This window comes from Bradyrhizobium sp. 137, from assembly GCF_023074095.1.
Classification (GTDB): Bacteria; Pseudomonadota; Alphaproteobacteria; order Rhizobiales; family Xanthobacteraceae; genus Bradyrhizobium.
The window spans coordinates 107,493-134,289 of sequence record NZ_JADPKU010000044.1 but is presented as its reverse complement, the minus strand read 5'-3'; the positions used below and the strand labels follow the sequence as shown (position 1 = coordinate 134,289).

Genomic DNA, 26,797 nt, shown 5'->3' with positions numbered 1-26,797 from the left:
GTCAAGGAATTACGCAAATGATCGAACTCAGACCTTTCGCAAAGCTCGGCGGCGCCGATCACGGCTGGCTCAAGGCCAAGCATCATTTCTCCTTCGCCAGCCACTACGACCCGAACAACATGGCTCACGGCGCCCTGCGGGTGTGGAACGACGACGAGATCGCGCCGAACACCGGCTTTCCCGCTCACCCCCACGCCAACATGGAAATCATCACCTATGTGCGCGAGGGCGCGATCACCCATCAGGACAGCCTCGGCAACGAGGGACGCACCGAGGCCGGCGACGTGCAGGTGATGAGCGCCGGCAGCGGCATCCGCCACTCCGAGTACAATCTCGAGCCGACCAGAACGCGGATCTTCCAGATCTGGATCGAGCCGACCGCACGCGGCGGTCAGCCGACCTGGGGCTCGAAACCATTCCCCAAGGCGGACCGTTCCGGCAAGCTCGTCACCATCGCGAGCGGCTTCGAGGACGACACCGACGCGCTGCCGATCCGCGCCGATGCGCGGGTGCTCGCCACCACGCTGAAGGCCGGCGAGAGCGCAGAATACACGCCGCAGAAGTCACGGCACCTCTACCTGGTGCCGGCTGCGGGCGCGGTCGAGGTCAATGGCGTTCGCGTCGAAGCCCGCGATGGCGCCGCAATCCGCGACGAGGACAGGCTGAAGATCACCGCTCTGGAAGATACGGAGCTCGTGCTCGTCGATGCGGCGTAGGCGCCCCCACCACACAGCAACTCGTCATGCCCGGCCTTGAGCCGGGCATCCATCGCCTTCGTAAAGAGCTTTTTGAAAAGCGATGGGCTGCCGGGTCAAGCCCGGCAACGACGGCGAACAAGCAACTCACCTCGTCATCCAACGGAGACCACCCATGACCAAAGTTCTCGTCCTCTATTATTCCGCCTATGGTCACATCGAGGCGATGGCGAATGCCGTTGCCGAAGGCGCGCGCGAGGCCGGCGCCACCGTCGACATCAAGCGCGTGCCGGAGCTGGTGCCGGCGGAGGTCGCGAAAGCCTCGCACTACAAGCTCGATCAGGCCGCCCCCCTCGCCAAGATCGAAGATCTCGCCAATTACGACGCGATCATCGTCGGTACCGGCACCCGGTTCGGCCGGATGGCCTCGCAGATGGCCAACTTCCTCGACCAGGCCGGCGGGCTGTGGGCCAAGGGCGCGCTCCACGGCAAGGTCGGCGGCGCGTTCACGTCGAGCGCGACCCAGCATGGCGGCCAGGAAACGACCCTGTTCTCGATCATCACCAACCTGCTGCATTTCGGCATGATCGTCGTCGGCATGAACTACGGCTTCGCCGGACAGATGAAGCTGGACGAGGTCACGGGTGGCGCGCCCTACGGCGCCACCACCATCACCGGCGGCGATGGCAGCCGCCAGCCCAGCGCCAACGAGCTCGCCGGCGCACGCTATCAGGGCCGCCAGATCGCGGAGACCGCCAGGAAACTACATGGCTGAGCTGCACGGCTGACGCGATCGCGGGCGGCATTTCTCGTTCGGGAATGCCGCTTCAGCGCGTCCCCTTGCCCATCGCCCGCGCCGCAAGCGCGGCGAGCCTCGGGTGACGGCGCAGCCCCTGCGCGGCGTGGTCGCGCCATGCATAGGGCAGGCCCCGCCAGGACAGTGCGACGCTGACATCGGTCAGCGGGACCCTCTGAGCGCCGAAGCGGCGCTTATAGTCCTGATTGCCGATGCTGAGATCGAAGCAGCGCACGCCCCCTGCATGCAGTGCGGCCATGGTGCGCTCGGCGACGAGCAGCCCGGGCGAGCAGCTCGACCATGAATCACCGGCGTGGCTGATGCGCAGCAGGTAGTAAGTCGCATCCTGCCTGACGCCGAGCGAGGTGGCGACGACGCCCTCGTCGCAGACCAGCGCCGAGACGACGGCATAGCCTTCCACGACGCCCTGGCGGGCGACCTCGCGGTAAAATCGCGCATGGGTCTCGTCGTTGAGGATAAATGGCGAGCCGAGCTTTCGCATGCGCGCCTGCTGCTGAACATCCATGACATCCAGCAGTTCATGCGCGCGAGCGATATCCGCAGCGATCTCGAACCGCGCGCCGGCATGACGGCTGAAGACGCGCCAGCAGCGCGGCATCTGCATGCGCTTGATCGAGGCCTGGTAAGCCTCATAGTCGTCGCCCATCAGCACCAGATTGCCGTTGAGCGAGGAGGATCCGATCCGGCCGAGCGAGACCAGCGGGTTCGGCTTGCCGCCGATTTGGGCCGGCATCTTCCTCAGGCGCAGCAGATCGAAGCCATCGGGCAAGGCGCGTAGTGCATCGATCAACGCCTTGCTGATGGCATCTGGCGCATCCGCGTCAAGCGACAGGATCGGCGCATTGTTATCGGAGACGCCGAGATCGGCAAATTCGACCACGCGGATGCCGCGCCTGGTATGGCTGATCATCGGCACAAGAGCGATGTCCTTGCCGGTCGCGGCATCGGAGATCACGGCGATCAGCGGTGTGAGGTCGTGGAACGCCTCGTACCAGGCGCCGAGCCAGTAACCGTGCTGGAACGCGGTGCGATGGCTTGCATTCAGGCGCAATGCGGCCCGCCGCCAGTCGCGTATGAAATCGACCGCGATTCCCGACGTGCTCGACACCCGGCCTTCTGATTGCTCGACGCTGAGGAACGTCATCCGCGGGACATAGGATTACTGAAGTTTCCGGATAGATTATGTTTTGCCGCGGAGGACAAGTAACGTCGCCTCTTATCGTTAAGCGATGCCACTTAAAGCCGCCCCGCTGCGACAGGTGTCAGTGCTCAGGTTCCACCTGCCCTGCGCACTGGAACCGGGCCAGGAAGTGCAGGCCGGCCACTGCGACAGCGAAGATGAACCAGATCGGACTCTGTCGGTCGAGCAGGAAGGTCTCGGTGGCTCCGTAATAAAGGCCGAACAGCCATACCGTCAGGAACAGCTTTGCCAGCGCGCGACTGCGGTTATGCGCCTGGGCCGACTGAAAATTGCCGAGCGGTGCGAGCACGAAGACGAGGATCACCAGCAGCAGCCCCGACAGGCCGATGGTGACGGCGAGGTCGAGATAGCTGTTGTGGCTGTGCGCCGCGCTCGTCGCCCATTCCGCGCCTTGCGTGGTCTGCCGCTCGGTCAAATCATCCCAGAAGGCTGCATAGCCGTGGCCGATGATCGGCTTCTCGGCGACGGCTGCGAGCGCGAATTCCCAGATGGCGGAGCGCCCGGTGAAAGTGGGGTCGAGCGGAAGCAGCCGCGTCATGGCGCCGAGCGACGGACTCAAGACGCTGCCCACCGTCAGCAGGTTCATCGCGATCAGCGGCACGAAACAGATGATCCGCTTCAGCCAGAGGCTGCGCGTGACGTAGACCAGCGACGCCAGCGCGTAGATCGCAAGGCACAGCACCGAGGACGTCTTGCCGCCGGTGAAGATCAGGAAGATGCCGGCAAGCACCGCGATCGCCGGCCCCATCACGAACGCGCCGGCACTGCAAAGGTAGATGCCGACATAGACCAGGATGGTCATCACCGGCGAGGCGACGTTCTTGTGGCCGAAACTGCCGCGCCAGTCACCGGCAAGCTGCGGCTCGGTGATGTCGAACGCGGTGTGAATCGAATATTGCGGCGCGAGGAAGACGCCGAGATAGCAGAGCACGAGCAGCGCGAGCGCGGCACCGCCGAGGCACAGGTTGAAGCTGCGCTGCGTCGGCGGCAACAGCGGCAGGAGCACGGCGAGCGACGTCACGCTCGCCGCGAGCACGAAGCGCTGAAACGAAACGCCGCGGCTCTCGGAGAAGGCGATGTTGATCAAGAGCCAACCGACGAGACAGAGATGCAACGGGGTCACCAGGGACTTCAGCGCTGGCGCATCGGTCACGGCGGCGAACAGCACGGCGACCACGGCCAAGAGGCCGAAGGCGATGTAGGTCAGCGCCATTCGCCCGCTGACGACAGTAGCGAAATTCTCACTCCGCAGGTCCGGAAACGGATCGAGCGTCACCAGGATCAACAGCAAGGCCGCGACGGCGACGAGACAGCGCGCTGCCCGCACCGCGTTCAGCCCTGCGAGCCCGCCGCGCAGGACGTGGCCCAACGATCGGGCCTCGACGTCAGTCATGTCAGCGGCGCTGCGATCCAAGCTGCGATCCATAGCTCAAGGCAGGTGAGGCCGGGAAGCTTCAGGTTCTAGCTCACCGCCGTTAACCATCCGTCAACCAGCATGTCGAAGACGACAGGCATATTCTGTGCGGCAGCGCTGCCGCACTCTAGATTTGCCGCAGGCTCAATGTCACCGGCTTAACGTTATTCCACGAATCCGGCGCCGCGCAGGCGCTCGCGGCAGCGACTTGCCCATAATGCGGGTATCATCCGCAGCAGCCGAGATTTCGATTGCTGGCATTGCCGGCTCGGCAGACGCGCCCTGGTTAACGGATCATTAAAGACGAGTCGCAGCTTGATCACCGCCGACGAGGTTCTCGAATTAACGGCTGCCTCACGCGTGATGCCGGCGGCGCGCCTGCCGTTGCCGGTGAATCCGGGCGCGTCGGTATCCGTCGTCATTCCCGCCAAGAACGCTTCGGCCTATATCGGCGAAACCATCGCCAGCGCGCTGGCGCAACGCGATGTCGCCGAAATCATCGTCGTAGACGACGGCTCGACCGACGACACGATTGCGATCGTCCGCGCCATGCGTGATCCACGGCTCCGCATGATACAAAACGCCTCCGCGGGCGTGTCAGCGGCGCGCAATCTTGGCGCGCGGCAGGCGGTCGGCGATTGGCTGCTCTTCCTCGATGCCGACGACCGCCTGCGGCCCGATGGCGTGGCGGCCCTGCTGGCGGCAGCGCGCGGCGCTCCGCGCGCGGTTCTCGTCTATGGCGACTACAACACGATCGACAGCGAGGGACGGCAGATCGGCCGGCGCGATCTGCTGAAGGGACGTTGCAAGCCGTCCGGCGACGTGCTGACGCGGCTCGCAGCCGGCAACTTCATCGTCAATGGCGGCATCGTGCTCACCCGTGCGGAGGCTTTTCGCGCTGTGGGCGGCTTCGACGTCTCCCTCAGATATTGCGAGGATTGGCATTGCTGGTGCCGACTTGCCGCGATCGGCGAGTTCGAATTCGCGCCAAAGCTCCTGCTCGACTATCGCCTGCACACGGCGAACACGATGAATGCCGCGGTGCGGACGCCGCAGGATTTCTTCCCGGCGGTCGCGCGAGTCTTCGACGACGGGCTGATCCTGGCGAGACTGCCCGAAGGCACGGCCGGCGCGCTGCGCCGGGCCGCCGAGATTCATCTCGTCACCTATTCGGCGATGCAGGCGGTTCGCTTCGGCAGATATCGCGACGCCGTCGCCTATCTCGCCATGGTCGGCCGGCGCTCGCTCAAATCGCTGCCGCGCTCCGCGCTCCGGGTCGTCCTCGCCCGTTTTGGCATCTAGCTCCGCTACCAGGGCGTCAGGACACGATCTTCGAGGCTTCATAGGGCTTCGGCTCGATGCCGAATGCCGCAAGCACGGAGCCGAGCGCGACCATCACGGGATGCATCGCGACGACTGTCTTCGACGATGTCAGCAGACCGGCCGCACGCACTAGCGACAGCGGCAACCGGCCAACCATCTGCGCAAACACCAGCATCCGCGCCGCTGCGCTCTGCGCAGCCTTGGACTGCACGCGATAATTGATCGCACCGATGCGCAAGCCTCGCTTCGCGATCCAGCCGAGGCTGGTGCGGCTTTGCGGCACGGTCTCGGTGATGACCGCCTCCGCCGTCCAGTGGAATGTCATGCCGGCATCGCGGCACCGCACGAAGAAATCGCAGTCGCCGCCGCCGAGGAAATTGAAGCGCAGGTCGAAGGCCGGACGCTCGAACCGCTCGAATACCGCACGCGTGATCAGACAATTGCCGCAGCCATAGATCAGCGGCACCGCGCCGCTGTAATCATAGGCGGGACAGAAAGCGGGATGACGTGACAGCCAGGGCTGGCTGTCGTCGTCGAAGACCGGCAACACCGGCCCGCCGACCACGTCGGCGCCGGTCGCCTCCGCGGTGCGCACCATCAACTCGAGCCAATCGGGCGAGGCGATCTCGTCGTCGTCGATCATCAGGAAGCGGGTCGCGGCGGGAAATATGGCCTGCGCCGTCTCGAACGCGGCGTTGATCGCCTGGCAATTGCCCTGCCGCTTCTCGACGAGGCAGATGCCCTGGAGCCTCCCGTCGGCGAGATATTCCGCGGCGACCGGCGCGCTCTCGCGCAGCGCGGCATCGTTCTCGACCATGACGACCGCAAAGGAGCGAGGTGTGCGCTGGCTGGCCAGCGAGTCCAACGTCAGCCGCAGATGCTGCGGGCGGCGGAAGCAGGGAATGCAGACGACGATGCCGACCGACAGGTCGATGACGCTGGAGCTCGCCGCGATCTCGCGGTTGGGATCGCACACGAGGTCCGAGAAGCGCGTGGCGGACAAGTCTGTCGGGATCAGTGTCATGACGTCCTAGATGTCCGAGATATGTTGAAAAAGCCCTGCTTCGATCGCGCGGATCGGCCGCGTCCCGCGACGGCACATCGCGGCGGGACAGATGCGTCCCAAAATGAACGGCCGGCGAGCGGAAAATCCTCGCGCACGCTGGCGATCTCCAGCCATCTTGGCACAAACACCATGCAGTTAACCGCCTTCGCACGCTTCCGCAGCGAAACCTCGCACCCGTGTTAGTGCAACTCGCGGTCCAATGCGCCGACAACACCTCAACACGAACAATGCCGTAGTTAACGCCTATGCGCATTAACCCGACCGTAAGCACTGCGATCAGTGAGATGGCGCGGCATCAGATTTGCTCTTCGGCCAAGCGAGTTTTTTCCTGTAAATTTGAATAGAACAAGTGCGGTCAGAAAATCATGAACAAGCCAGCGACGATCGAGTTCGCGACAGCCACGGCGATCAACGTCTCCGCGGCCACTCCCCCCACCCAGGCGCTGCACGATCTGATCCCTGGCGAAGCCCGCGACAGCCTGCTCGCGATTCATGACGTGCTGCGCCGCGAACTGCCGCAGGGCCGGCTCGCCATCTATGAAGCCGGCGGTGGCTCGTGCAGCGTTCTGCCGCCGGACTTGCCAAGCCGCAGTCACATCACCGTCGTCGACATCGACGAGGATCAGGTCCGCAACAATACCTACGCGGACGTGGCGATCCTCGGTGACGTCCAGACCTACCGTTTTGGGCAAGAGACTTTCGATCTCGTCATCTGTTACAACGTGATCGAACATCTTCCCGACGTCGAAGCCGCACTGCTGAATTTCCGCGATGCGCTCAAGCGCGGCGGAATGATCCTGATCGGCGCCCCCAACCCGCGCTCGCTGTCCGGCGTGGTCACCAAATACTCGCCGCATTGGTTCCACGTCTGGTTCTACCGGAATATCCGCGGCATCAAGGATGCCGGCCTGCCGGGCGAGCCGCCGTTCCCGACGTTCTTCCATCCGCTGGTGACATTGCCGAGGCTCGAAGCATTTGCGGCCGCCAACGGTCTCGAGATGATCTATCGTCGTGAAGTCGAGAGCCCGCGCTATCCCGAGATGCGCCGGCGCAAGCCTTTGTTTGCGGCCCTGGCCGACGCTGGGGCCACGGTGCTGAACGCCGTGCTGCCGCGCGGCACCGACGTCCGCCGCGGCGATTATCACGTCATCCTGCGAAAGAGCTGACGCCATGCGCGCGCAGCGGATCGCACAACAAGCGAAGCTTCGCGGCCACGCTGCGCGCGGTAACGAACCGTTGATCTCTGAGCGACCTCAGCGTCGCCGCGACGCACCGAAGAACGACATGCGCTTAAACGCTTTGTTTGCCATTTCGGTGAATAGTCCCTCAATGAGTATGGTTAATTTTTCCTGTTGCGTTGATTGGGCACCTATATCCCGGGTGCGTGGCGTGAAACGAAGAGTAACCCCTCAGCCCGCGGCAGTTGGAATGAAAGCTGGGGATCATGCTTGACTATAACCAGCCGATTGAGCGGGCCAGACCGGAGGCCCCGCGAGGAAAGCCTCAGGCCGGCTTCAGCGTGCTGGAGCTCGCCAATCTGCTCTGGCGGCGAAAGGTCGCGATTGCCGCGGCCGCCCTGCTCGGCGCGACGCTTGCGGTCACCATCGGCAAGAGCCTGACGCCGCGCTACACCGCCACCGCACAGCTCTATGTCGACCCGCGCGAGCTTCAGCTCGTCGATCGCGAGCTGACGCCGCGCGCCCAGGACGTCTCCGGCATGTCCATGGTGGTGGAGAGCCAGGCGCGCCTGATCACCTCCAATAGCGTGCTGCTCCAGGTCATCCAGCAAGCCGGCCTCGACAAGGATCCGGAATTCGGCGGCGGCGAGGGCACGAGCCTGATGTCATCGCTGCTCGGCCTGATCGGCCTTCAGCCCCGCGCGCCCTCCGCTGCGGAAAAGAAGGAAGTGCAGCTCGCGGCGCTCGACGCGCTGAACCGGCACATCACGGTCCGCAAGACCGAGAAGAGCTTCATCGTCGACATCGAGGTCTGGTCGACGGACCCCGCGAAAGCGGCAATGCTCGCCAACACGCTGACCAATGCCTATCTTGCGGAATCCCGCAACTCGCAGGCCTCGGCCGCACGGCGCGCCACCAATGATCTCTCCGGCCGCCTGAAGGAGCTGCGCGAGCGGCTGCGCAACGCCGAGACCGCGCTTGCCACCTACAAGGCCCAGAACAATTTCGTCGGCACCCAGGACACGCTGATCAGCGACCAGCAGCTCTCCGCCAGCAACCAGCGGCTGGCCGCGGCCCGCGCGGCGACGATGGATGCGCAGGCGCGGCTCGACCAGATCGAGGCGAGCCGGCGCACGGCGGCGGATGCGGGCGCAATCCCCGAGGCGCTGCAATCGCCGACGATTGCGAACCTGCGCGCGCAATATGCGGACGCCCGCAAGAAGTATGCGGAACAAGCCGGCGAGCTCGGCCCGCGCCACCCGGCGCTGCGCCAGACCGAGAAGCAGGTCGAGGATCTCAAGCGCACCATCAACGAGGAAATCGATCGCTTCGCCCAGTCCGCCAAGAACGACCTGACGCGTGCCCGCGACTTCGAAGCCTCGCTCAACCGGGCGCTGGAAGCGCAGAAGCGGCAGAGTGTCCAGCTCAGCCAGGCCGCAGTCCGCCTGCGCGAGCTCGAGCGCGAGGCCGACGCCAGCCGCGACGTCTATCAATCCTTCCTCAAGCGTTCCCGCGAGACCGAGGAGCAGGAGAGCCTGAACACCTCAGCAGCCCGCGTCATCGGCGAAGCGACGGTGCCGCAGCGGCGCTCGTTCCCGCCGGCGATGAGCCTGTTTGCCATGATCGGCTTCATCTTCGGTGCGGTCGCGGCGTCGAGCTGGTTCGCTGCGGCCGAGCTCATGTTCGCTGGTGCGAGCGCGCCGGCGCCAACACCTGCCCGTCCACAGCGCACGCCGGCGCCGGATGCGACGCGAGCTCCGCAGCGCGCGCGGGCACCAGAGGTCTCGGAGGCCTGGCCGTCCCCGCAGGTCTCAGGTGCTCCGGAAGTAGAGCAAGCTCCGCCGGAACTTGCCGCACCTCCGTTACAGCCTTCGATCGTCGAGAAGCCCCTGATCGAGAAGCCGCTGATCGCACGCCTCCAGGAGGCCGACGTCATTCATACGCTCGGCGCCATTCTCGCCACCGGCGGCAGCGTCGATCTCACCCGGCTGGGCTGGCCGACCCTGCGCCCCGGCTTTCCCCTCACCACGCTGCTCAATGCCTGGCGCGACATGCGCGCTGCCGTGGCCCGGCGCGCCGGCGGCATGGCGATGCCGGTCATCGCGCTCGTCGGGACCGGCGAGACCACCGGGCGTAGCGTGGCCGCATTGAATTTCGCACTGGCCGCCGCGCGCGACGGCACCCGCGTGCTGATGATCGATGCCGATCATCAGGCGCGTTCGCTCTCGAACAAGGTCGATCGTCGCGGCAAGAACGAGCCGAGCAGGCTCGGCTGGCTCTCGATTGGCAGCAAGGACGCCCGCGAGATCAAGACGGTCAACGGCATCTCGGTGCTGCCGGCCGCAGAGGGCGACGCCGGCAAGGCGGCCGACGCCATCCGCAAGGCGATTACACAGGCGCGAGCCGCGGGTGGCTATGATCTCGTGATCCTCGACGGCCCCGCGGTGCCGCTCTCGGCCGGCGGCCGCAAGCTGCTGGACGACACCGACGCGCTGGTGGCGGTGCTGCCGACCAGCCTCGACATCAACGACAGCCTGGAAGAGATCTTGACCACACTCGGCCGCGCCGAGCGCAAGCTCGTCGGCGTCGTGCTCGACGAGCTCACTCCCGCAGCCCAAACGCGCCAGCGAGGCCGGCAATATGCTTGAGCGTCGCGTCAATTTCGAGGGACGGACGGCAACTGCCGACGTGCCGCGGATCACCGTCGGCGGCCTTCGCATGGCCGCGATCGACCTGGAAGCGACCGCCGATTTCATGATCGAGGCGACCGATCCTGACAATCGCATCGGCCGTCCGCTGTTCCTGACTTCGGCCAATGGCGAGGTGCTGGCGCGCTGCTCGACCGAGCCGCAGACCGAGCGCCTGTTCCGCATCGCCGACCTGATCAACGCCGATGGCCAGCCGCTGGTCGCGGCTTCGAAGCTACAATCTTGGTTTCCGCTGCCGGAGCGCGTCGCAACCACGGACCTGTTCCATGTCGTCGCGCGCAAGGCGGAAGCGCTCGGCCGCACCTTCTACATGCTCGGCGCCAGCGAGGCCGAGAACATCGCAGCGGTCGAGAACGTTCAGAAGATGTATCCGAACCTCAAGATCGTCGGCCGCAGCCATGGCTATCTGCGCGGCGAAGCGTTGCGCGCGAAGGTCCAGGAAATCAACGCGCTTGCGCCGGATTATCTCTGGGTTGCGCTCGGCGTGCCCAACGAGCAGGCATTCGTGGAGGAATTCACGCCGCATCTCACCAATGTTGGCGTTATCAAGACATCCGGCGGCCTCTTCAACTTTTTGTCGGGCAGCCGTTCCCGCGCGCCGCAATGGATGCAGAAGATCGGGCTCGAGTGGGCCTGGCGCACCTGGCTCGAGCCACGCCGCCTGTTCTGGCGCTATTTGACCACCAACCCCCGCGCGCTCTATCTTCTCTTCAGCCGTAACCGACCCGTCCGTTAAGGGAAGAGCTGAACACGACATGACCGACCGACCGACCGTCCTCGTCACCGGGGGCGCGGGCTATATTGGCTCGCATGCCTGCCGCGCACTGACCGCCGCCGGCTATCAGCCCGTCGTTTATGACAATCTCTCGACGGGCCATCGCAGTTTCGTGACTGGCCCGCTGGTGACGGGCGATCTGCTCGACGGCACAGCACTGGCGCGCGCCTTCGCCGATCACAAGATCACGGCAGTGATGCATTTCGCGGCGGCGAGCCTCGTCGGGGAGTCCATGACCGACCCGCAGAAATATTACATCAACAACGTGCAAGGCACGCTGTCGCTGTTGCAGGCGATGCGTAACGCGAACTGCCATCGCATCGTGTTCTCCTCGACCGGCGCCGTCTATGGCAACGCCGATTCCAAGGAACTGCCGGAAGACTTTCCCTGCGTGCCAATCAACCCCTACGGCGCATCGAAATGGATGATCGAGCGCATGCTCGCCGATTACCGCGCGGCCTATGGCTTCGGCGCGTTCTGCCTGCGCTATTTCAACGCCAGCGGCGCCGACCCAGCCGGCGGCATCGGAGAACTGCGCGACAACGAAACCCATCTCATTCCGCGCGCCATGATGGCGCTTCAGGGTCATGTCGACTTCGCAGTGTTCGGCGACGACTACGGCACGCCCGACGGCACCGCGATCCGCGACTACATCCATGTCACCGATCTCGCCGCGGCGCATGTGGCGGCACTGAAGCTTCTGGAAGAAGGGCATGCCGGCGGCAGCTTCAATCTCGGCACCGGCTCCGGCTTTTCCGTGCGCGAGATCCTCAACGCCATCAGGCAGGAGACCGGACGCGAGGTGCCACACACCGTCAAGCCGCGCCGCGCCGGCGATCCCACTTATCTGGTCGCGGATCCCTCTGCCGCGAAGAAGGTGCTGAACTTCATGCCGCGTCACTCCGACCTGTCTACGATCATCCGCACCGCCTGGGCCTGGCACCAGAAGGCGCATCCCTTCAGGTCGCGTTAGGTAACCGTCCTGCACCTTGCCGGCAGGGCCCTTCAGCGGCTAAAGAGAATGAAGAGACTATGACAACCGGCGTCGACCGCTTTTCCGGCCGCCGCATGTTTCAGGCCTGGCCGCCGATGGGAGCGGCAGACGTGGCTGCGCGACACGAGCCGTTCTTCAAACGTAAAGACCACGACCGAGTGCGCGCATCGGCCTGCTCAGGCGGACCCAAGGGAGCACGGAACGAATGCATCAGGCCGCAAGCCTGCAATTCGAGCGCGTGGTGGAGGAGTTCGCCCGCTGGCTCGCTGTGCCCGAGGACGAACGTTCGCCGGCGCCGGCCTGGTGGTGGGGACCCGCGATCGCGGTGCTCGACGTGCGCCAGCCTATGCCAAGTGCGTGGTCGCGCACGCTCGGCCTCGGCGAAGGATCGGCCTTTGCCGATGGCGCGCGCCTACTTCTCGCGCTGTTCGAGGATCAGACCTCACTGCCGTGGCCGGAAGATTTTCCGCGCAAGGCGGAAAGCAAGGATGACGACGTCCGCGAGCTGCACCCGCAGCCGTCAGATGACAGCGCGTTTCAGCCGTAACGCTGCGGCATCGGTTGCGGCAAGGTCCGGCTCCGGCTGGAGCGGCGGCGCAACGGTCAGCTCCATCGGCCGCAGCAGTTCGGCCATCTGCCGCGCCGGCAGCGGCTTGGAGATCAGATAGCCCTGCATCTCGTCGCAGCCATGGGTACGCAAGAATGCCTCCTGCTCGGCGTTCTCGACGCCTTCGGCGACGACGGTCATGCCGAGCGCCTTGCCCATGCTGATGATCGCCTGCGCGATCGCCTGATCTTCCGAATCCTGCGGCAGGTCGCGGACGAAGGAGCGGTCGATCTTGATCGTGTCGATCGGGAAGTGCTTCATCAGCGACATCGACGAATAACCGGTGCCGAAATCGTCGATGGCGAGGCGAATGCCGCGGCTCTGTATGGCGTCGAGCACCTTGAGCGCGCGCCCGACATTGCGCATCATCATGCTCTCGGTGACCTCAAGCTGGAGCAGCACCGGCGACATGCCGCTGGCGGCCAGCGCCTCATCGACGTCCTGCAACAGATGCTCGTCGGCAAACTGCCGCGGCGACAGGTTGACCGCCATCGACAGGGGCAGCAGGCCGCGGCGCTGCCAAGCCATCGCTTGGGCACAGGCTTCATTCAGCACCCAGCGGCCGATCGGCACGATCAGCCCGGTCTCCTCGGCAAGCGGAATGAATTGCGCCGGCGAGACGTTGCCGAGATCGGGATGCGTCCAGCGCAGCAGCGCTTCCACTCCGGTGATCTGGCCGGTCTCCATATCCACCTTGGGCTGGTAATTCAGCGAAAATTGCTGGCGCTCCAGCGCCCGGCGCAGCGCGCTCTCCAGCGACAGACGTTCGATCGATTGCGTCTTCACTTCCTTCGAGAAGAAGCGATAGCCGTTCTTGCCGTCTTCCTTGGCGAGATACATCGCCATGTCGGCATTCTTGGTCAGCGTCTGCGCGTCGGAGCCGTTGGTCGGATACATCGCAATGCCGATCGAGGCCGTGGTGTGGCACTCGTGCCCGGCCAGCTCCATGGGCTCGGCAAGCACGGCAAGCAGCCCGCTGGCGATGCGCTGGACCTCGTCGATCTCGCCGCACCGGTCGAGGATCACCACGAACTCGTCGCCGCCGAGCCGTGCCACCACGTCGCTAGTCCGCAGCGCGCTCCGCAACCGACTCGCCACTTCGAGCAAGAGCAGGTCGCCGGCCTCGTGGCCGAGCGAATCGTTGATGACCTTGAAGCGGTCGAGATCGATGAACAGCACCGCAAAGCGGTGATCGTAGCGCTGCGCCGCGCCGATCGCTTCGCGCAACAATCCGTTGAATGTCTCGCGGTTCGGCAGGTCCGTCAGGCTGTCATGCGAGGCGAGGTATTCGATCCGCTCGTCGGCCTTCTTTTTCTCGTCGGCGCGATCGAAATTCTCCATCGCGAAGGCAACGTTGTCGGCAAGGCGCTGCAACAGCTCGACGAACTCGGCGGTGAACGTGTCCTTGTCGGTCGACATGTAGATCATGACGCCGACGGCCAGATCATGAACGATGAGCGGGATCGCCGCGCCCGACCGTGCGCCGTCGCCACGAACAATGGCGTGGAAGGCGCTCACGCGCTGGTCGTTGAGATAGTCGTTGCTGATGCAGGGCTGCCGGGTCCGGAACGCCGTGCCGGCCATCCCCCGACCTTCGGGGCGCTCGGGGTCGACCGAGAGGCGGACATTGCGCGTGGTGTCGGACGACGGTCCTGCGCTTGACACGATCTTGAGCTGGTCGCTGTCGGCGCCGGCGAGCGCAATGGTCGTCGAGGTGAACTTGGCGCCGTTCGATGCGGCGAGACACACGAGGTCGAACAATTCGGCGCGCGATTTCGCCCGCATGATCGCCTCGTTGGTCGCGCTCAGCGCCGCGAACATGCGGGTCAGGCGCTCCTTCTGCGCCTCGGTGCGGGCCTTTTCCTCGGCGCGGTCGAAATTGTCGAGCGCGAACGAGACGTTCTCTGCGAGACGGGCCAGCAGTTCGACCAGATCGGGCGTGAATGTATCCTCCTCCGGAGCAAGGAACAGCAGGATGCCGATCGGCTCCTGACCGGAACGTAGAAGCGGGAAACTGGCAGCGGCCCGGGTTCCGTCCTCGACCGCCTTGGAGTGCCAGTGTGCTGAGCGCGGATCGTGCATATAGTCGTTGACGACACTGGGCCGGCGCGTCCGCAGCGAGGTTCCAATGATGCCCTGGCCCTCGGGATGATCCGGGGCAATCGCGCAGGTGCGCCCGACCATTCGCTGCTGGAGCCGTCCCTTCACGGCGACGACCCGGACCAACTCACGTTTCTGGTCGATGATTCCAATCGTCGCAGAGGCGAACATGCCGCCCAGCACGGCCGCCTGACATGCGACTTCGAACAGCTCCTCACGGGTCTCGGCGCGCATGATGGCTTCGTTGGTGGCACTCAACGCCGCGAACATGCCGCTCAGCCGGTCTCGCTGCTTGTCGGCCTTCGCCTTCTCCTCGGCGCGGTCGAGATTTGCGATCGCAAATGACACGTTGCGTGCGAGCCGTTCCAGCAGTTCGACCAATTCCGGCGTAAACGTGCCGATCTCGAGCGAGTTGAACAGGAACACGCCCTCCGTGCGGTCGCCGTTCAGCAACGGCAACACGGCGGAGGACTTGACGCCGGTGCGGCGGGCACTCTCGTGCCAGGGTTTGAGGCGCTCGTCGGCGAGCAGGTCATTGGAGATGCACGGCTGCCCGGTGCGGAAGCACGTGCCGGTCAGGCCTCTTCCCTCCGGCACCTTGTCGGTCGTGGCGAATTTGAGTCTGCGTACTTCATCGGAGTACGGCCCTGCGGAGGCGACGACCCGAAGCAAGCCGGAGGCGGGCTCGGCAAGCGCGATCGTTGCCGAGCCGAACTTACCACCCTGCACTGAGGCCTCGCATACGAGATCGAACAGCTCGGCACGCGACGTGGCCCGGATAATCGCCTCATTGGTGGCGCTCAGCGCGGCGTACATGCGCGCGAGCCGCTCCTCCTCGCGCGCGATCTGCGCCTTCTCCTCGTCGCGATCGAAATTCTGGAGCGCAAAGCACACGTTCTCGGTCATCCGCAGCAACAGCGCGACGATGCCATGGTCCTTCGCCCAAGACTTGCTGACGAAGAAGAACATCACGCCGACGCTGGTTCCGCGCTTGATCAGTGGTGCGGCGACGCAGGCGACCGCGCCAGCATTGATGCTGGCCCGCTCCCAAGTCGTTCCCTTGGTACGACCGACGAGGTCGTCTTCGACCATCGCCTTCTGTGTCCGGAAGACCTGGCCGGAGATGCCCCGACCGTGAGGATTGTCGGGATCGATCGAGTAGCGTGCCTGTCTGATCAGATCGAGATTTTGTCCGGTCGCGGCCACCGGCGTCAGCCAATGCGAGTTCTCCTCGCGCAACAGCACGAAAGTCGCCAGTGATTTGCCGCCGTGCACTGCTGCGTCGCAGACCCGCTGATACAAGTCCAATTCGGTATTGGCTTTGAGGATTGCCTCGTTGGTCGCGCTAAGCGCCCCAAACATGCGATTGAGCCGCCGCATCGCCGCCTCGCTGTCCCGGCGCGCTCCTTCTCGCTCGAAATTCTCGAGCGCATAGGAGATATTGGCTGACATGCGCTCGAACAGCGACACCATCTGCTCGTTCAGCGATCCGGCGTTGCGGCGGGTCACGTAGAGCACGCCGACGCCCTTGCCGTTACAGAGGAGCGGGACTGCTGCAGCCGCCCCGATTTGGGCCTTCGCCGCACCCTCGCGCCACGCCAGCGAACGCGGGTCGTTCAGATAGTCGTTGCTGATGCACAGCTTCTGATCGCGAAACGCCTCGCCGCCGACGCCGGATCCTTCGGGCGTGCCTGCTTCCGTCGTGATCACGATCGAGCGCAGGCGCGCAACGTCATCGCCGCAGCCGGCCGCAAAATGCAGCCGCCGGCCGTCCGGTCCCACCAGAAACACCGCGACCGCCAAAAAATCTCCGCTCGAAAACCCGGCGTCGCAGACCTTCTGGTACAGCTCGTCCGGCGATTTCGCGTAGAGAATCGCTTCGTTGATGGCGCTCAACGCCGCAAAGGTGCGTGCGAGGGTCGTCGGCACGTTCTCAGCTCCCGGGCATTTTCTGCCTATTTTTCCCGGGTGACTTTATGGGTGGCGATCGCCTAAGTGGACGTTATTGCGCGCTGCAAACCCTCAATCAAAGTGAATGAGCGGCGAACGGCCGGCGCCAAACTGTCGAAAATACCGCCGCATGGCACGAACTGTCGACCGAAGGCGCGTTCTCTTTACGAAAATGCAGCCCTGTATTGGTTTACGGGAGATTGATATCGCGCCGGCGCTTTGAGACCATGCACCCAACAAACACCCTGTTAAGGGCACCAAGCCGAGGAAACGCCATGCCGATCGTCGGGGCCGAGCGTCTCACGTGCATCAGCGCAGCGCTGCTCCGCGCCGCCGGAGCGTCCGAGGAAGAAGCGGACGCGGTGGCGTTCGGCTGCGTCAACGCCAATCTCGCCGGCCATGACTCGCACGGCGTGATCGCCGTTCCCACTTATATCGACCGCATCAAGGCCGGACACATCGTTCCCGGCGCCAAATGGACCATCGTCCAGGAATCGCCGACCACGACCGTGATCGATGGCCATTGGGGGTTGGGCTACCACGTCAACGCCAAGGCCATGGCACTGACCATCGAGAAGGCGAAGACGGCGAACGTCGCCGCCTGCACCGTGTTCCGGCAGAGCCATGTCGGCCGCCTTGCCGCTTATCCGTTGATGGCGATGCGGGAAGGTATGATCGGAATCGCAACCGCGGACTCCGGCCGCTCGCCGAAGCACGTCGCCCCGTTTGGCGGCAAGGAGGCGCGGCTCGGCACCAACCCGATCTCGATCGCGGTGCCGTCCGACCTCGATGCGCCGTTCTATCTGGACATGGCAACCTCGGCGGTGGCGGCCGGCAAGATCCAGCTCGCGCTTGCCCGCGGCGAGGAGATTCCGGCGGGGTGGATCATCGATGCCGAGGGGCGGCACACCACCGATCCGTCCCAATATCGCAAGGGCGGCGCGCTGCTGCCGCTCGGCGGCACCGAGGGCTACAAGGGCAGCGGTCTTGCTGCCATGGTCGAGGTGCTGTGCGGCCTGCTCACCGGTCTCGGCTTCGGCGTCGAGCCGACCGGGCGGCACAATGACGGATGCTTCATGGCGGTGTTCAACGTCGCGGCCTTCCGTCCGCTGAAGGAGTTCAAGCGTGAAGTCGCCGAGTTTGCGCATTACCTCAAATCGACGCCGCCGTCCGAAGGCAGCACGGGCGTGTTCTATCCCGGCGAGATCGAGGGCCTGCGCGAGCGGCAACGCCTGCGCGACGGCATCGAGATCGAGGATACGACCTGGGGGAAGCTGCGCGCGCTGGCGCGCGAGTACCGGCTCGACACCGTCCTCGATCTGGCTTGACGGCATCAGGAGAACAGCAGCATGACGCGGCAGATGGTACTGGTCGGCTTCCTCCAGGCGCAGAACTGCACGAACTTGCCGAGCTCCTGGCGGCATCCGGACTCGCGCAACGATTCGATGTCGGCGGATTATTATCAGGAGATCGCGAGAATCCTCGAAGCCGGCAAATTTCACATGGCCTTCTTCGACGATCGCCTTGCGATGCCGGACCGCTACGGCAACGATCACGCCCACACCGTCGAATACGGCATCCGCTGCGTGAAGATGGACCCGCTGATCGTGCTGACCACGATGGGCATGGTCACCGAGAAGCTCGGCCTTGGCGCGACCTGCTCGACCACTTATTACGAGCCGTTCGACGTCGCGCGACGCTTTGCAACGCTCGATCTGATGTCCGGCGGGCGCGCCGGCTGGAACGTCGTCACCTCGCTGAACGACGGCGAGGCGCTCAACATGGGGCGCGACTCGCACCCCGAGCATGATTCCCGCTACGACCGAGCCGACGAGTTCATGGAGGTCGTGCTCGGCCATTGGGACACCTGGGAGGACGGCGCGCTCATCATGGACAAGAAGAGCGGCCGCTTTGCCGATCCCACCAAGGTCAAGCGACTCGATCACAATGGACCGGCCTTCAAGTCGCGCGGACCGTTCACAGTGCCGCGCTCGGACCAGGGCCATCCCGTGATCATCCAGGCCGGCGCGTCCGGTCGCGGTCAGCGCTTTGCCGGGCGATGGGGTGAGGTGATCTTCACCGCCGCGCGCAACCTCGCGGGCGCCAAGGAAGGCTATGCTTCCGTGCGTAACGAAGCCGCCAAGGCTGGCCGCGATCCCGACCAGATGCTCCTCTGCAACCTGACGACGCCGGTCTGCGCCGCGACCAAGGCGGAGGCCGAGGACAAGATGGCGCTGATCAACAAACTTCCGCTCGAGATCGACGCGTTGTCGCTGCTCGCCGAAGCGCTCAACTACGATTTCGCCTCCAAGGATCTCGACGAGCCGCTGACGACGGCAGAGCTGAAGAGCATGCAGGGCATCTTAGGCATTCGCGACGGCGTGCTGAAGAATTCGGGCAAGAGCAATCCGAGCGCGCGTGACTTCGTCACCTACTCCGGCCGCGGCCAGGTTCAGGATGCGATGGTCGGTGGTCCGAAGGAGATCGCGGACAAGCTGGAAGAGATGTTCGCCGAGCGCGGCTGCGACGGTTTTGTCATCGCCGCGACTTACGTACCCGGCTCTTACGCGGATTTCGTGCAACACGTCGTGCCGGAATTGCAGCGGCGCGGCCTGTTCCAGAAAGAATACCGCGGCAAGACGTTGCGGGAAAATCTCGGGCTCAAGCGGCCGGCACCCGGTGCCTGGAAGACTCAGCCCGCGATGCCGCGGAATGACAACGAGGGCATAACATGCGCTGGCTGAAATTCACTGCCAGGGACAGGACGTCCTGGGGGATCGTTGAAGACGACCAGGTGATCGCCGTGGACGGCGATCCCTTCAGTGAATGGCGGCGCAGCTCGCGCACGCATCCGCTGTCACAAGTTACCATCGAGCTGCCGCTGATTCCCCGCACCTTCTATTGCGTCGGCCTGAACTACCTGAAGCACCTGAAGGAGGCCGCCGACAAGCGCGGCGAGGTGCCGGCAGTGCCAGACCGTCCCGAGATCGGCTATCGCGCGCAAAACGCGCTGATCGCGCATGACCAGGATGTCGTGATCCCTTCCTTTGCAACGGACAAGATCCACTATGAAGGCGAGCTCGTCGTCGTCATCGGCAAAAAAGTGAAGCATCTCACCGAAGCGAACGCGATGGATTGCGTGTTCGGCTACACCATCGGCAACGACGTCAGCGAGCGCAGCTGGCAGAAGGCTGATCGCAGCCTGTGGCGCTCCAAGAACGCCGACACGTTCAAGCCGATGGGCCCGTGGATCGAGACCGAGGCGGACCTCGCCAGGATGCAGACGATCGTCCGGGTCAACGGCAAGGAGACCAATCGCTTCCAAACCAACGACATGATCTTCGGCGTGGTGCCGTTCCTGGTCGAGCTGACGAAGTATTTCACGCTGTGGCCCGGCGACGTGATCTGGATGGGCACGGACGGCGCCTCGCCGGATATCAAGCACGGCGATGTCGTGGAGATCGAGATCAGCGGCATCGGAACGTTGCGGAACAGGTTTGTCAGGGAGAAGGTATAGCGCACGCTGCACCCACAGTGTCGGCCCGGCGAAAGCCGGGAGCCATACCGCCGCAGCAGATATGTTATGATCGGGACTCGTTGTTATAGCTTCGCAAACAATTGGCATTCGTGATCATGGGTCCCGGCTCCCTGCGCAATGGCGCAGCAGGGCCGGGACGACCACGGATAATCCGTGCACACCTGCGTCAAAACGGCAGTGCCACGCTCGTCTTGATCTCCTTCAGCACCACATTGCTGCGGACGTAGCGGATGCCGGGGATGCGGAACATGAATTCGTCCAAGAATCTGTTGTAGGCGGCCATGTCCTGCACGACGACGCGCAAGTGATAATCGGCATCGCCCGTGGTCGCAAAGCACTCCAGCACCTCGCGGCGCGTGGTGACCCGAGCGACAAATTCATCGACGAACTTGGCGTCATGCCGCTCCAGCGAGACGTGGAGGATGGCGGACATCGCAAAGCCCGCCCGCTCGCGATCGATCAGCGCTGCATAGCTACGGATGACGCGGCTTTCCTCAAGCGCGCGCACCCGGCGCCAGCAGGCCGAGGTGGACATGCCGACCTCATCGGCAAGCTGCTGGTTGGTGGCGCGGCCGTCCTTCTGGAGGTGCGCAAGAATCCGCGTATCCTGCTCTTCGATCATGGAATCCTCACAAACCGGATAACTTAACCGAATTATAGGCCAAATCAGGTTACATCTACCAGAATAACCGCGCCTATTGGGAAAGATAGGTAAGACCTACCAGCCCCCGGAGCCTAACCTCTGCTGATCCGGCAGGGAATGCCGCGGGAGGTCCGCATGGACGCCATTCCGTCCCTCGACACTTACGAACTCTCCGACCGCTATGACCGCGAGCAAGGCCGTGTCTTCCTCACGGGCACACAGGCGATCGTCCGTATCGCACTCGACCAGGTCAGGCGCGATCGCGCCCGCGGCCTCAACACCGCCGGCTTCATCTCCGGCTATCGCGGCTCGCCGCTTGGCGGCATCGATCTCGAGCTCTGGCGCATCCAGGAGCGATTAAAGCGCGACCGCATCGAATTCCTCCCCGCAGTCAACGAAGACCTTGCGGCAACAGCCGTGCTCGGATCGCAGCAGGTCGAGACGCAAGGGGACCGCGAGGTCGATGGCGTGTTCGGGCTCTGGTACGGCAAGGGCCCCGGCGTCGATCGCTCGGGCGATGCGCTCAAGCACGGTAATGCCTATGGCTCCTCGCCGCATGGCGGCGTGCTGGTGGTCGCCGGCGACGATCATGGCTGCGTCTCATCCTCGATGCCGCACCAGTCCGACGTCGCCTTCATGAGCTGGTTCATGCCGACGTTGCACCCGGCAAGCGTCGGCGAATATCTCGAGTTCGGCGAGTATGGGTACGCATTGAGCCGCTTCTCCGGCATGTGGGTCGGCTTCAAGGCGATTTCGGAGATCGTGGAGTCTGGCGCCTCCGTGGCGCTAAGCCCGCCCCGCGACTTCCGCACGCCCGACTTCGCGCCACCACCGGGAGGCCTGCACTATCGCTGGCCAGACCTGCCGGGTCCGCAGATCGAGGAACGACTGGAAGCGAAGAAGCACGCCGTCTACGCCTTTGCGAAGGCCAATCCGATCGACAGGCACATCTACGACATTCCGGGTGCCACCTACGGCATCGTCACCACGGGCAAGGCGCATCTCGACCTGATGGAAGCGCTGCGGCTGATGGACCTCGATGAAACGGCCTGCCGCAGCATCGGCATCGACATCTACAAAGTCGGCATGGTCTGGCCCCTGGCGCTGCATGATGCCATGGAGTTCGTGAAGGGCAAGCGCGAGATCCTCGTGGTCGAGGAAAAGCGCGGCATCATCGAGAGCCAGTTCAAGGAATATTTCTACGATTATCCGGGCGCGAAGCCCGAGCGCATGGTCGGCAAGCATGACGAGCGGGGGGCGCGGCTGATCTCGTGGATCGGCGAATTGTCACCGCGCGCGCTGGCTGCCGTGCTGGCGCGCCGGCTCGACCCGATGTTTCCAGGCCTCAATCTCGCCGCGCGGGCAGCTGCCTTGATGCCGGAGGCCGCGCGCACGATCAACGTCCCAGGCGCGACGCGCACACCCTATTTCTGCTCGGGATGTCCGCACAACACGTCGACCAAGGTGCCGGAGGGCTCCAAGGCCCTCGCCGGCATCGGCTGCCACTTCATGGCGAGCTGGATGGACCGCGAGACCTCCTCGCTGATCCAGATGGGCGGGGAGGGCGTGAACTGGGCGGCTTCGTCGAAATTCACCGGCCACAAGCACGTGTTCCAGAATCTCGGCGAAGGCACCTATTATCATTCCGGGTCGATGGCGATCCGGCAGGCGATCGCCGCCAAGGCCAACATCACCTACAAGATCCTGTTCAACGATGCCGTGGCGATGACCGGCGGCCAGCCGGTCGACGGGCCGGTCAGCGTGCATGCCATCGCCCACAGCGTCCGCGCCGAAGGTGTTGAGCGTATCGCGCTGCTGTCGGACAATCCCGCGCAATTTTCTCCGCCCGACCTGCCAACTGGCGTCACCATCCATCCACGCGAGGAGATGGACGCGGTGCAGCGCGAGCTGCGCGAGGTGCTAGGCGTCTCCGTGCTGATCTACCAGCAGACTTGCGCCACCGAGAAGCGCCGGCGGCGCAAGCGCGGCCAGATGAACGACCCGAAGCGCTATGTCTACATCAATGATCTCGTCTGCGAAGGCTGCGGCGATTGCTCGGTCGAGTCCAACTGTCTCAGCGTCGAGCCGAAGGAAACGCCGTTCGGCCGCAAGCGCCAGATCAATCTCTCGGCCTGCAACAAGGATTTTTCCTGCCTCAACGGCTTCTGCCCGAGTTTTGTTACCGTCGAAGGCGCCACGCGTCGTCAGAAAACCGCGAGCCGGATCGACGCGATCGGCCAGGCCGCGACGCTGCCTCTGCCCGCCTTCGCGACGCTCGACCGGCCCTACGACCTGCTGGTGACCGGCGTCGGCGGCACCGGCGTGATCACGGTCGGCGCGCTGATCGGCATGGCCGCGCATCTCGAACGAAGCGGCGTCTCGGTGCTGGATTTTACCGGCTTTGCGCAGAAATTCGGCCCCGTGCTGAGCTACATCCGGCTTGCTCCTTCCCCCGGGGCGCTGCATCAGGTCCGTATCGACCAGGGCGCGGCCGATGCGCTGATCGGCTGCGACCTCGTCGTGAGCTCCTCGCCGAAGGCCTCCGGCACCTATCGCCGCGGCACGCGCGCCGCGGTCAATACCGCGGAGATGCCGACCGGTGACGTCGTCCGCTTCCGCGATGCCGACCTCGCCTCCCCTGCCCGCATGCGCGCCATCGGCCGCGTGATCGGCGATGGCAATCTCGATACGATCAACGCGAATGCGCTGGCCGAAGGGCTGCTCGGCGATGCCGTCTATGCCAACATCATCATGCTGGGCTTTGCCTGGCAGCACGGATTGGTGCCGGTCTCGCTGCAAGCGCTGCTGCGCGCGATCGAGCTCAACGGCGTCGCCATCGAGCGCAACAAGCAGGCGTTCGCCTGGGGCCGCATCGCCGCTGCCGATCCGGATTTTCTGCCGAAGACGGACCGCGCGCCCACGGCCGAGACACTCGACCAACTCATTGAACGCCGCGCCGATTTCCTCACCGCCTATCAGGACGAAGCCTATGCGGCGCGCTACCGGGCGCTCGTCACGAGGGTCCGCCGCGCAGAGGCCGTCCTGAACAGCGAAGCCCTGACCGGCGCGGTTGCCCGCGCCCTGTTCAAGCTGATGGCCTACAAGGACGAGTACGAGGTGGCGCGGCTGCATATGCAGAGCGGCTTCCTCGACGAGCTAAAAGGCGAGTTCGAGGATGGCTTCCGCATCCAGTATCACCTTGCCGCGCCTTTCCTGCTGTCAAGCCGCGATGCACGTGGGCGTCCGCGCAAGCGCGCCTTCGGGTCGTGGATCCAGGCACCGCTCCTCATGCTGGCGCGGTTGAAGGGGCTGCGCGGAACACCGTTCGATCCATTCGGCTACACGGCCGAACGGCGTGCCGAGCGGGAGCTGATCGCCTGGTACGAAGGCCTGATCGAGCGGATGCTCGGCGAGCTTGACGCGGCACGTCTGCCGAATCTCACGGCCATCGCTAGGGCTCCCATGGACATTCGCGGTTATGGCCCGGTGAAGGAGGCTGCGATCGCGAAGGTGAAGACTGAGGTCGAATCCTTGCTGGCTCGGCCGGCCGCGGCCAAGGCAGCCTGACCGCATTCGTCCTCACGAATAAGGGTTGATCAGCTTCTGCTGTTCGGCGCTGTGATGCACGAGCATGTCGATGAAGGTCCTGACCTTCGCCGTCAGATGGTGGCGATGCGGATAGACCGCGTTCATAGACAGCTCGACGGTCCGATATTCCGGCAGCAGGCGGACCAGCCGACCCGATTCGAGATCGTCTTGAACGAGAAACCCAGCCATTAGGCAGATAGCCGCGCCCTCCAGCGCCACCTTCCGCAACGCTTCTCCGCTGTTGGTGACGAAGCTGCCTGAGATGCGGACCGATGCCGGCGCACCCTTGCGATCGAGGAAGCGCCACTCGTCACCGAAGGGATAATTCAGGTGCCGGCCGCAATTATGCGCCGAGAGCTCATCGAGCTTCTGCACGCGGCCGTGCTTGTCGAGATAGTCGTGCGAACAGCACAGCACATGGCGCCACGTGGCGAGACTCCGCACGATCAGGCTGGAATCCCGCGGCTGGGTCATGCGCAAGGCGACGTCATAACCTTCCTCGATGAGGTCGACGTCGGCCTCGCCCATGCGCAGGTCGATCTTGAGCTCCGGATAAGTCGACAGGAGCTGTGCAACCACCGGCGCGACGAATGGCACCATGTGCGTGGCGACGTGGATGCGCAGCGTGCCGCGGGGTACCGACTGCAATTCGCTCGCGATGTCGTCGGCCTGTTCGAGATCGGCGAGGATCTGCGTGGCACGGTCGTAATAGGCCTTGCCGATTTCGGTGAGGCTGACTTTCCGCGTGGTCCGATTGAGCAGCCGCACCCCCAGCCGCTCTTCGAGCGCCTGGACATGATTGCTCACCATCGTCGTCGACATGTTGAGCCGACGGGCAGCGGCGGAAAAGCCGCCACTATCGACCACCCGGACGAACGCCGTGAGGCTGCTGAAGCGGTCCATGTCTCGAAGCCCCCGATTATCCACCTAGACCGGATAATTCTTCCAATAATACCACGATTATCGCAGCCGTGAGGACAACGCATCTTAGGGCCAGCGGCGCCCCTCAGAAGGCGCCCGGGAATCTCGAGGATGTCATGTCAAATGCTTCGTATGTTGCTGAAACAAATGAGAAAATCTGGCTTCGCCCGTCTCGCCAGGCGCTCCAGCGGGGCGCGGTCGGCCTGGCGCTGGCCCTCGGCATCGTCGTCGCTGGCGATTATGGCTACGATTACCTGAAGACCGGCCGCTATCTCGAATCCACCGACGACGCCTATGTGAAGGCCGATTCCACGATCATCGCGCCTAAGGTCTCCGGGTACATCGCGAAGGTGCTAGTCGGCGACAACCAGAAAGTCAAAGCAGGCCAGCTGCTGGCCAAGATCGACGATCGTGACTTCAAGACGGCCCTCGACCAGGCCCGCGCCGATGTCGAGGCCGGCGAAGCCTCGGTGCGCAACATCGATGCCCAACTCGAATTGCAACAGCCGATCATCGCGCAGAGCACCGCCGACGTCACTGCTGCTGAGGCCAATCTGAAATTCGCCCAGGAGGAACGCGCCCGCTACGACGACCTGATGAAGTCGGGCTCCGGCACCATCCAGCGCGCGCAGCAGACCGATGCGGCGCTGCGCGCCAGCACCGCGCAATTGCAGCACGCCAAATCCGGTCTCTTGGCGGCGCAGCGCAAGGTCGACGTGCTCACCACCCAGCGGGCCCAGACGGCGGCCCAAGTCGAGCGAGCCCGCGCGGTGGCGCAGCAGGCGGCGCTGAACCTGTCCTATACCGAGATCACCGCGCCGGTCGACGGCACGGTTGGCGCACGGAGCTTACGCGTCGGCCAGTACGTGCAGGCCGGCACACAATTGATGGCCGTGGTGCCGCTGGATGCCGTCTATGTCGTCGCGAACTTCAAGGAGACGCAGCTCACGCATATGCGCCCCGGCCAGCCCGTCGAGCTACGCGTCGACAGCTTCCGCAGCAAGACCCTGCGCGGCCATGTCGACAGCCTGTCGCCGGCAAGCGGGCTCGAATTCGCCCTGCTGCCGCCGGACAACGCCACGGGCAATTTCACCAAGATCGTGCAACGCGTGCCGGTCAAGATTGTGCTCGACGACCACAGCCTGACCGGCCTGCTGCGCCCCGGCATGTCCGCAGTGCCGACCGTCGACACCAAGCAGGCGGTGCTGGCCGAACGCGAGACGGCCAGGCATCTCGCCGACAACACAACCCGTCCGAATGGCGGCTGAAGCTGACGAGA

At 64.5% G+C, this 26,797-nt stretch carries 19 protein-coding genes; 13 read left to right on the top strand and 6 right to left on the bottom strand.

Going from position 1 to position 26,797, the window contains the following annotated elements:
• Positions 1–17 precede the first annotated feature (17 nt).
• Together IVA78_RS09805 and wrbA are read left to right on the top strand one after the other, a co-directional pair.
• Positions 18–716 carry a pirin family protein gene (locus tag IVA78_RS09805; protein WP_247417072.1) on the top strand — a complete coding sequence of 233 codons (699 nt, stop codon included), beginning with the start codon at positions 18–20 and terminating at the stop codon, positions 714–716.
• Between the two features lie 154 nt (positions 717–870).
• Entirely contained in the window at positions 871–1,470 is a 600-nt protein-coding gene (wrbA, locus tag IVA78_RS09800; protein WP_247277633.1) for an NAD(P)H:quinone oxidoreductase, read from the top strand.
• 52 nt (positions 1,471–1,522) lie between these two features.
• Here wrbA and IVA78_RS09795 read toward each other — a convergent pair whose 3' ends face one another.
• Together IVA78_RS09795 and IVA78_RS09790 are read right to left on the bottom strand one after the other, a co-directional pair.
• Positions 1,523–2,656 (bottom strand): GNAT family N-acetyltransferase, encoded by a 1,134-nt coding sequence (locus IVA78_RS09795; RefSeq protein ID WP_247277634.1) that lies wholly within the window; start codon positions 2,654–2,656, stop codon positions 1,523–1,525.
• Positions 2,657–2,774: 118 nt separating this feature from the next.
• Complete coding sequence (locus IVA78_RS09790) at positions 2,775–4,127, bottom strand: O-antigen ligase (RefSeq protein ID WP_247277635.1); 1,353 nt, start codon at positions 4,125–4,127, stop codon at positions 2,775–2,777.
• 315 nt (positions 4,128–4,442) lie between these two features.
• Between IVA78_RS09790 and IVA78_RS09785 the strand changes: the two genes are divergently transcribed.
• Positions 4,443–5,429 (top strand): glycosyltransferase, encoded by a 987-nt coding sequence (locus tag IVA78_RS09785; protein ID WP_247417075.1) that lies wholly within the window; start codon positions 4,443–4,445, stop codon positions 5,427–5,429.
• 16 nt (positions 5,430–5,445) lie between these two features.
• On the opposite strand, the gene IVA78_RS09780 is transcribed toward IVA78_RS09785, so the two are convergent.
• Complete coding sequence (locus tag IVA78_RS09780; protein WP_247277637.1) at positions 5,446–6,474, bottom strand: glycosyltransferase family 2 protein; 1,029 nt, start codon at positions 6,472–6,474, stop codon at positions 5,446–5,448.
• A 407-nt stretch (positions 6,475–6,881) separates the two neighbouring features.
• Between IVA78_RS09780 and IVA78_RS09775 the strand changes: the two genes are divergently transcribed.
• From IVA78_RS09775 to IVA78_RS09755, 5 genes are all read left to right on the top strand, one after another.
• Entirely contained in the window at positions 6,882–7,682 is an 801-nt protein-coding gene (locus IVA78_RS09775) for a methyltransferase (protein ID WP_247277638.1), read from the top strand.
• A gap of 278 nt (positions 7,683–7,960) precedes the next feature.
• The gene (locus IVA78_RS09770) at positions 7,961–10,342 is read left to right on the top strand and encodes a Wzz/FepE/Etk N-terminal domain-containing protein (RefSeq protein WP_247417077.1); all 2,382 of its coding nucleotides are present in this window, start codon (positions 7,961–7,963) and stop codon (positions 10,340–10,342) included.
• Positions 10,335–11,138, top strand: a complete 804-nt coding sequence (locus IVA78_RS09765; protein WP_247277640.1) for a WecB/TagA/CpsF family glycosyltransferase — start codon at positions 10,335–10,337, stop codon at positions 11,136–11,138. The genes IVA78_RS09770 and IVA78_RS09765 overlap by 8 nt, the downstream gene beginning before the upstream one ends.
• Before the next feature lie 19 nt (positions 11,139–11,157).
• The gene (gene galE, locus IVA78_RS09760; protein ID WP_247277641.1) at positions 11,158–12,150 is read left to right on the top strand and encodes a UDP-glucose 4-epimerase GalE; all 993 of its coding nucleotides are present in this window, start codon (positions 11,158–11,160) and stop codon (positions 12,148–12,150) included.
• Positions 12,151–12,376: 226 nt separating this feature from the next.
• Positions 12,377–12,718, top strand: coding sequence for a hypothetical protein (locus tag IVA78_RS09755; protein ID WP_247277642.1), 342 nt, complete (start codon positions 12,377–12,379; stop codon positions 12,716–12,718).
• Here IVA78_RS09755 and IVA78_RS09750 read toward each other — a convergent pair.
• Positions 12,692–16,807 carry a GAF domain-containing protein gene (locus IVA78_RS09750; protein WP_247417080.1) on the bottom strand — a complete coding sequence of 1,372 codons (4,116 nt, stop codon included), beginning with the start codon at positions 16,805–16,807 and terminating at the stop codon, positions 12,692–12,694. The two genes, IVA78_RS09755 and IVA78_RS09750, sit on opposite strands and share 27 nt — an antisense overlap.
• A gap of 296 nt (positions 16,808–17,103) precedes the next feature.
• On the opposite strand from IVA78_RS09750, the gene IVA78_RS09745 reads away from it, so the two are divergent.
• From IVA78_RS09745 to IVA78_RS09735, 3 genes are read left to right on the top strand one after another with little or no spacing between them, the layout of a single operon-like run.
• Positions 17,104–18,156: an Ldh family oxidoreductase gene (locus IVA78_RS09745; RefSeq protein WP_247277644.1), complete on the top strand. Its 1,053-nt coding sequence runs from the start codon at positions 17,104–17,106 to the stop codon at positions 18,154–18,156.
• A gap of 21 nt (positions 18,157–18,177) precedes the next feature.
• Entirely contained in the window at positions 18,178–19,572 is a 1,395-nt protein-coding gene (locus IVA78_RS09740; protein WP_247277645.1) for an LLM class flavin-dependent oxidoreductase, read from the top strand.
• Entirely contained in the window at positions 19,560–20,345 is a 786-nt protein-coding gene (locus tag IVA78_RS09735; protein ID WP_247417085.1) for a fumarylacetoacetate hydrolase family protein, read from the top strand. Before IVA78_RS09740 ends, IVA78_RS09735 begins: the two co-directional genes overlap by 13 nt.
• 187 nt (positions 20,346–20,532) lie before the next feature.
• Here the strand turns inward: IVA78_RS09735 and IVA78_RS09730 are convergent, their stop codons facing one another.
• Positions 20,533–20,988, bottom strand: a complete 456-nt coding sequence (locus IVA78_RS09730; RefSeq protein WP_247277646.1) for an Lrp/AsnC family transcriptional regulator — start codon at positions 20,986–20,988, stop codon at positions 20,533–20,535.
• A gap of 156 nt (positions 20,989–21,144) precedes the next feature.
• Here IVA78_RS09730 and IVA78_RS09725 point away from each other — a divergent pair, with 156 nt between their 5' ends.
• Positions 21,145–24,576 carry an indolepyruvate ferredoxin oxidoreductase family protein gene (locus IVA78_RS09725; protein ID WP_247417089.1) on the top strand — a complete coding sequence of 1,144 codons (3,432 nt, stop codon included), beginning with the start codon at positions 21,145–21,147 and terminating at the stop codon, positions 24,574–24,576.
• Between the two features lie 12 nt (positions 24,577–24,588).
• Here the strand turns inward: IVA78_RS09725 and IVA78_RS09720 are convergent, their stop codons facing one another.
• A complete protein-coding gene (locus IVA78_RS09720) occupies positions 24,589–25,500 on the bottom strand; it encodes a LysR family transcriptional regulator (RefSeq protein ID WP_247417091.1) in 912 nt (303 codons plus the stop codon).
• Between the two features lie 134 nt (positions 25,501–25,634).
• Between IVA78_RS09720 and IVA78_RS09715 the strand changes: the two genes are divergently transcribed.
• On the top strand, positions 25,635–26,786 hold the full coding sequence (locus IVA78_RS09715; protein WP_247277649.1) for an HlyD family secretion protein: 1,152 nt from the start codon (positions 25,635–25,637) through the stop codon (positions 26,784–26,786).
• Positions 26,787–26,797: the final 11 nt, after the last annotated feature.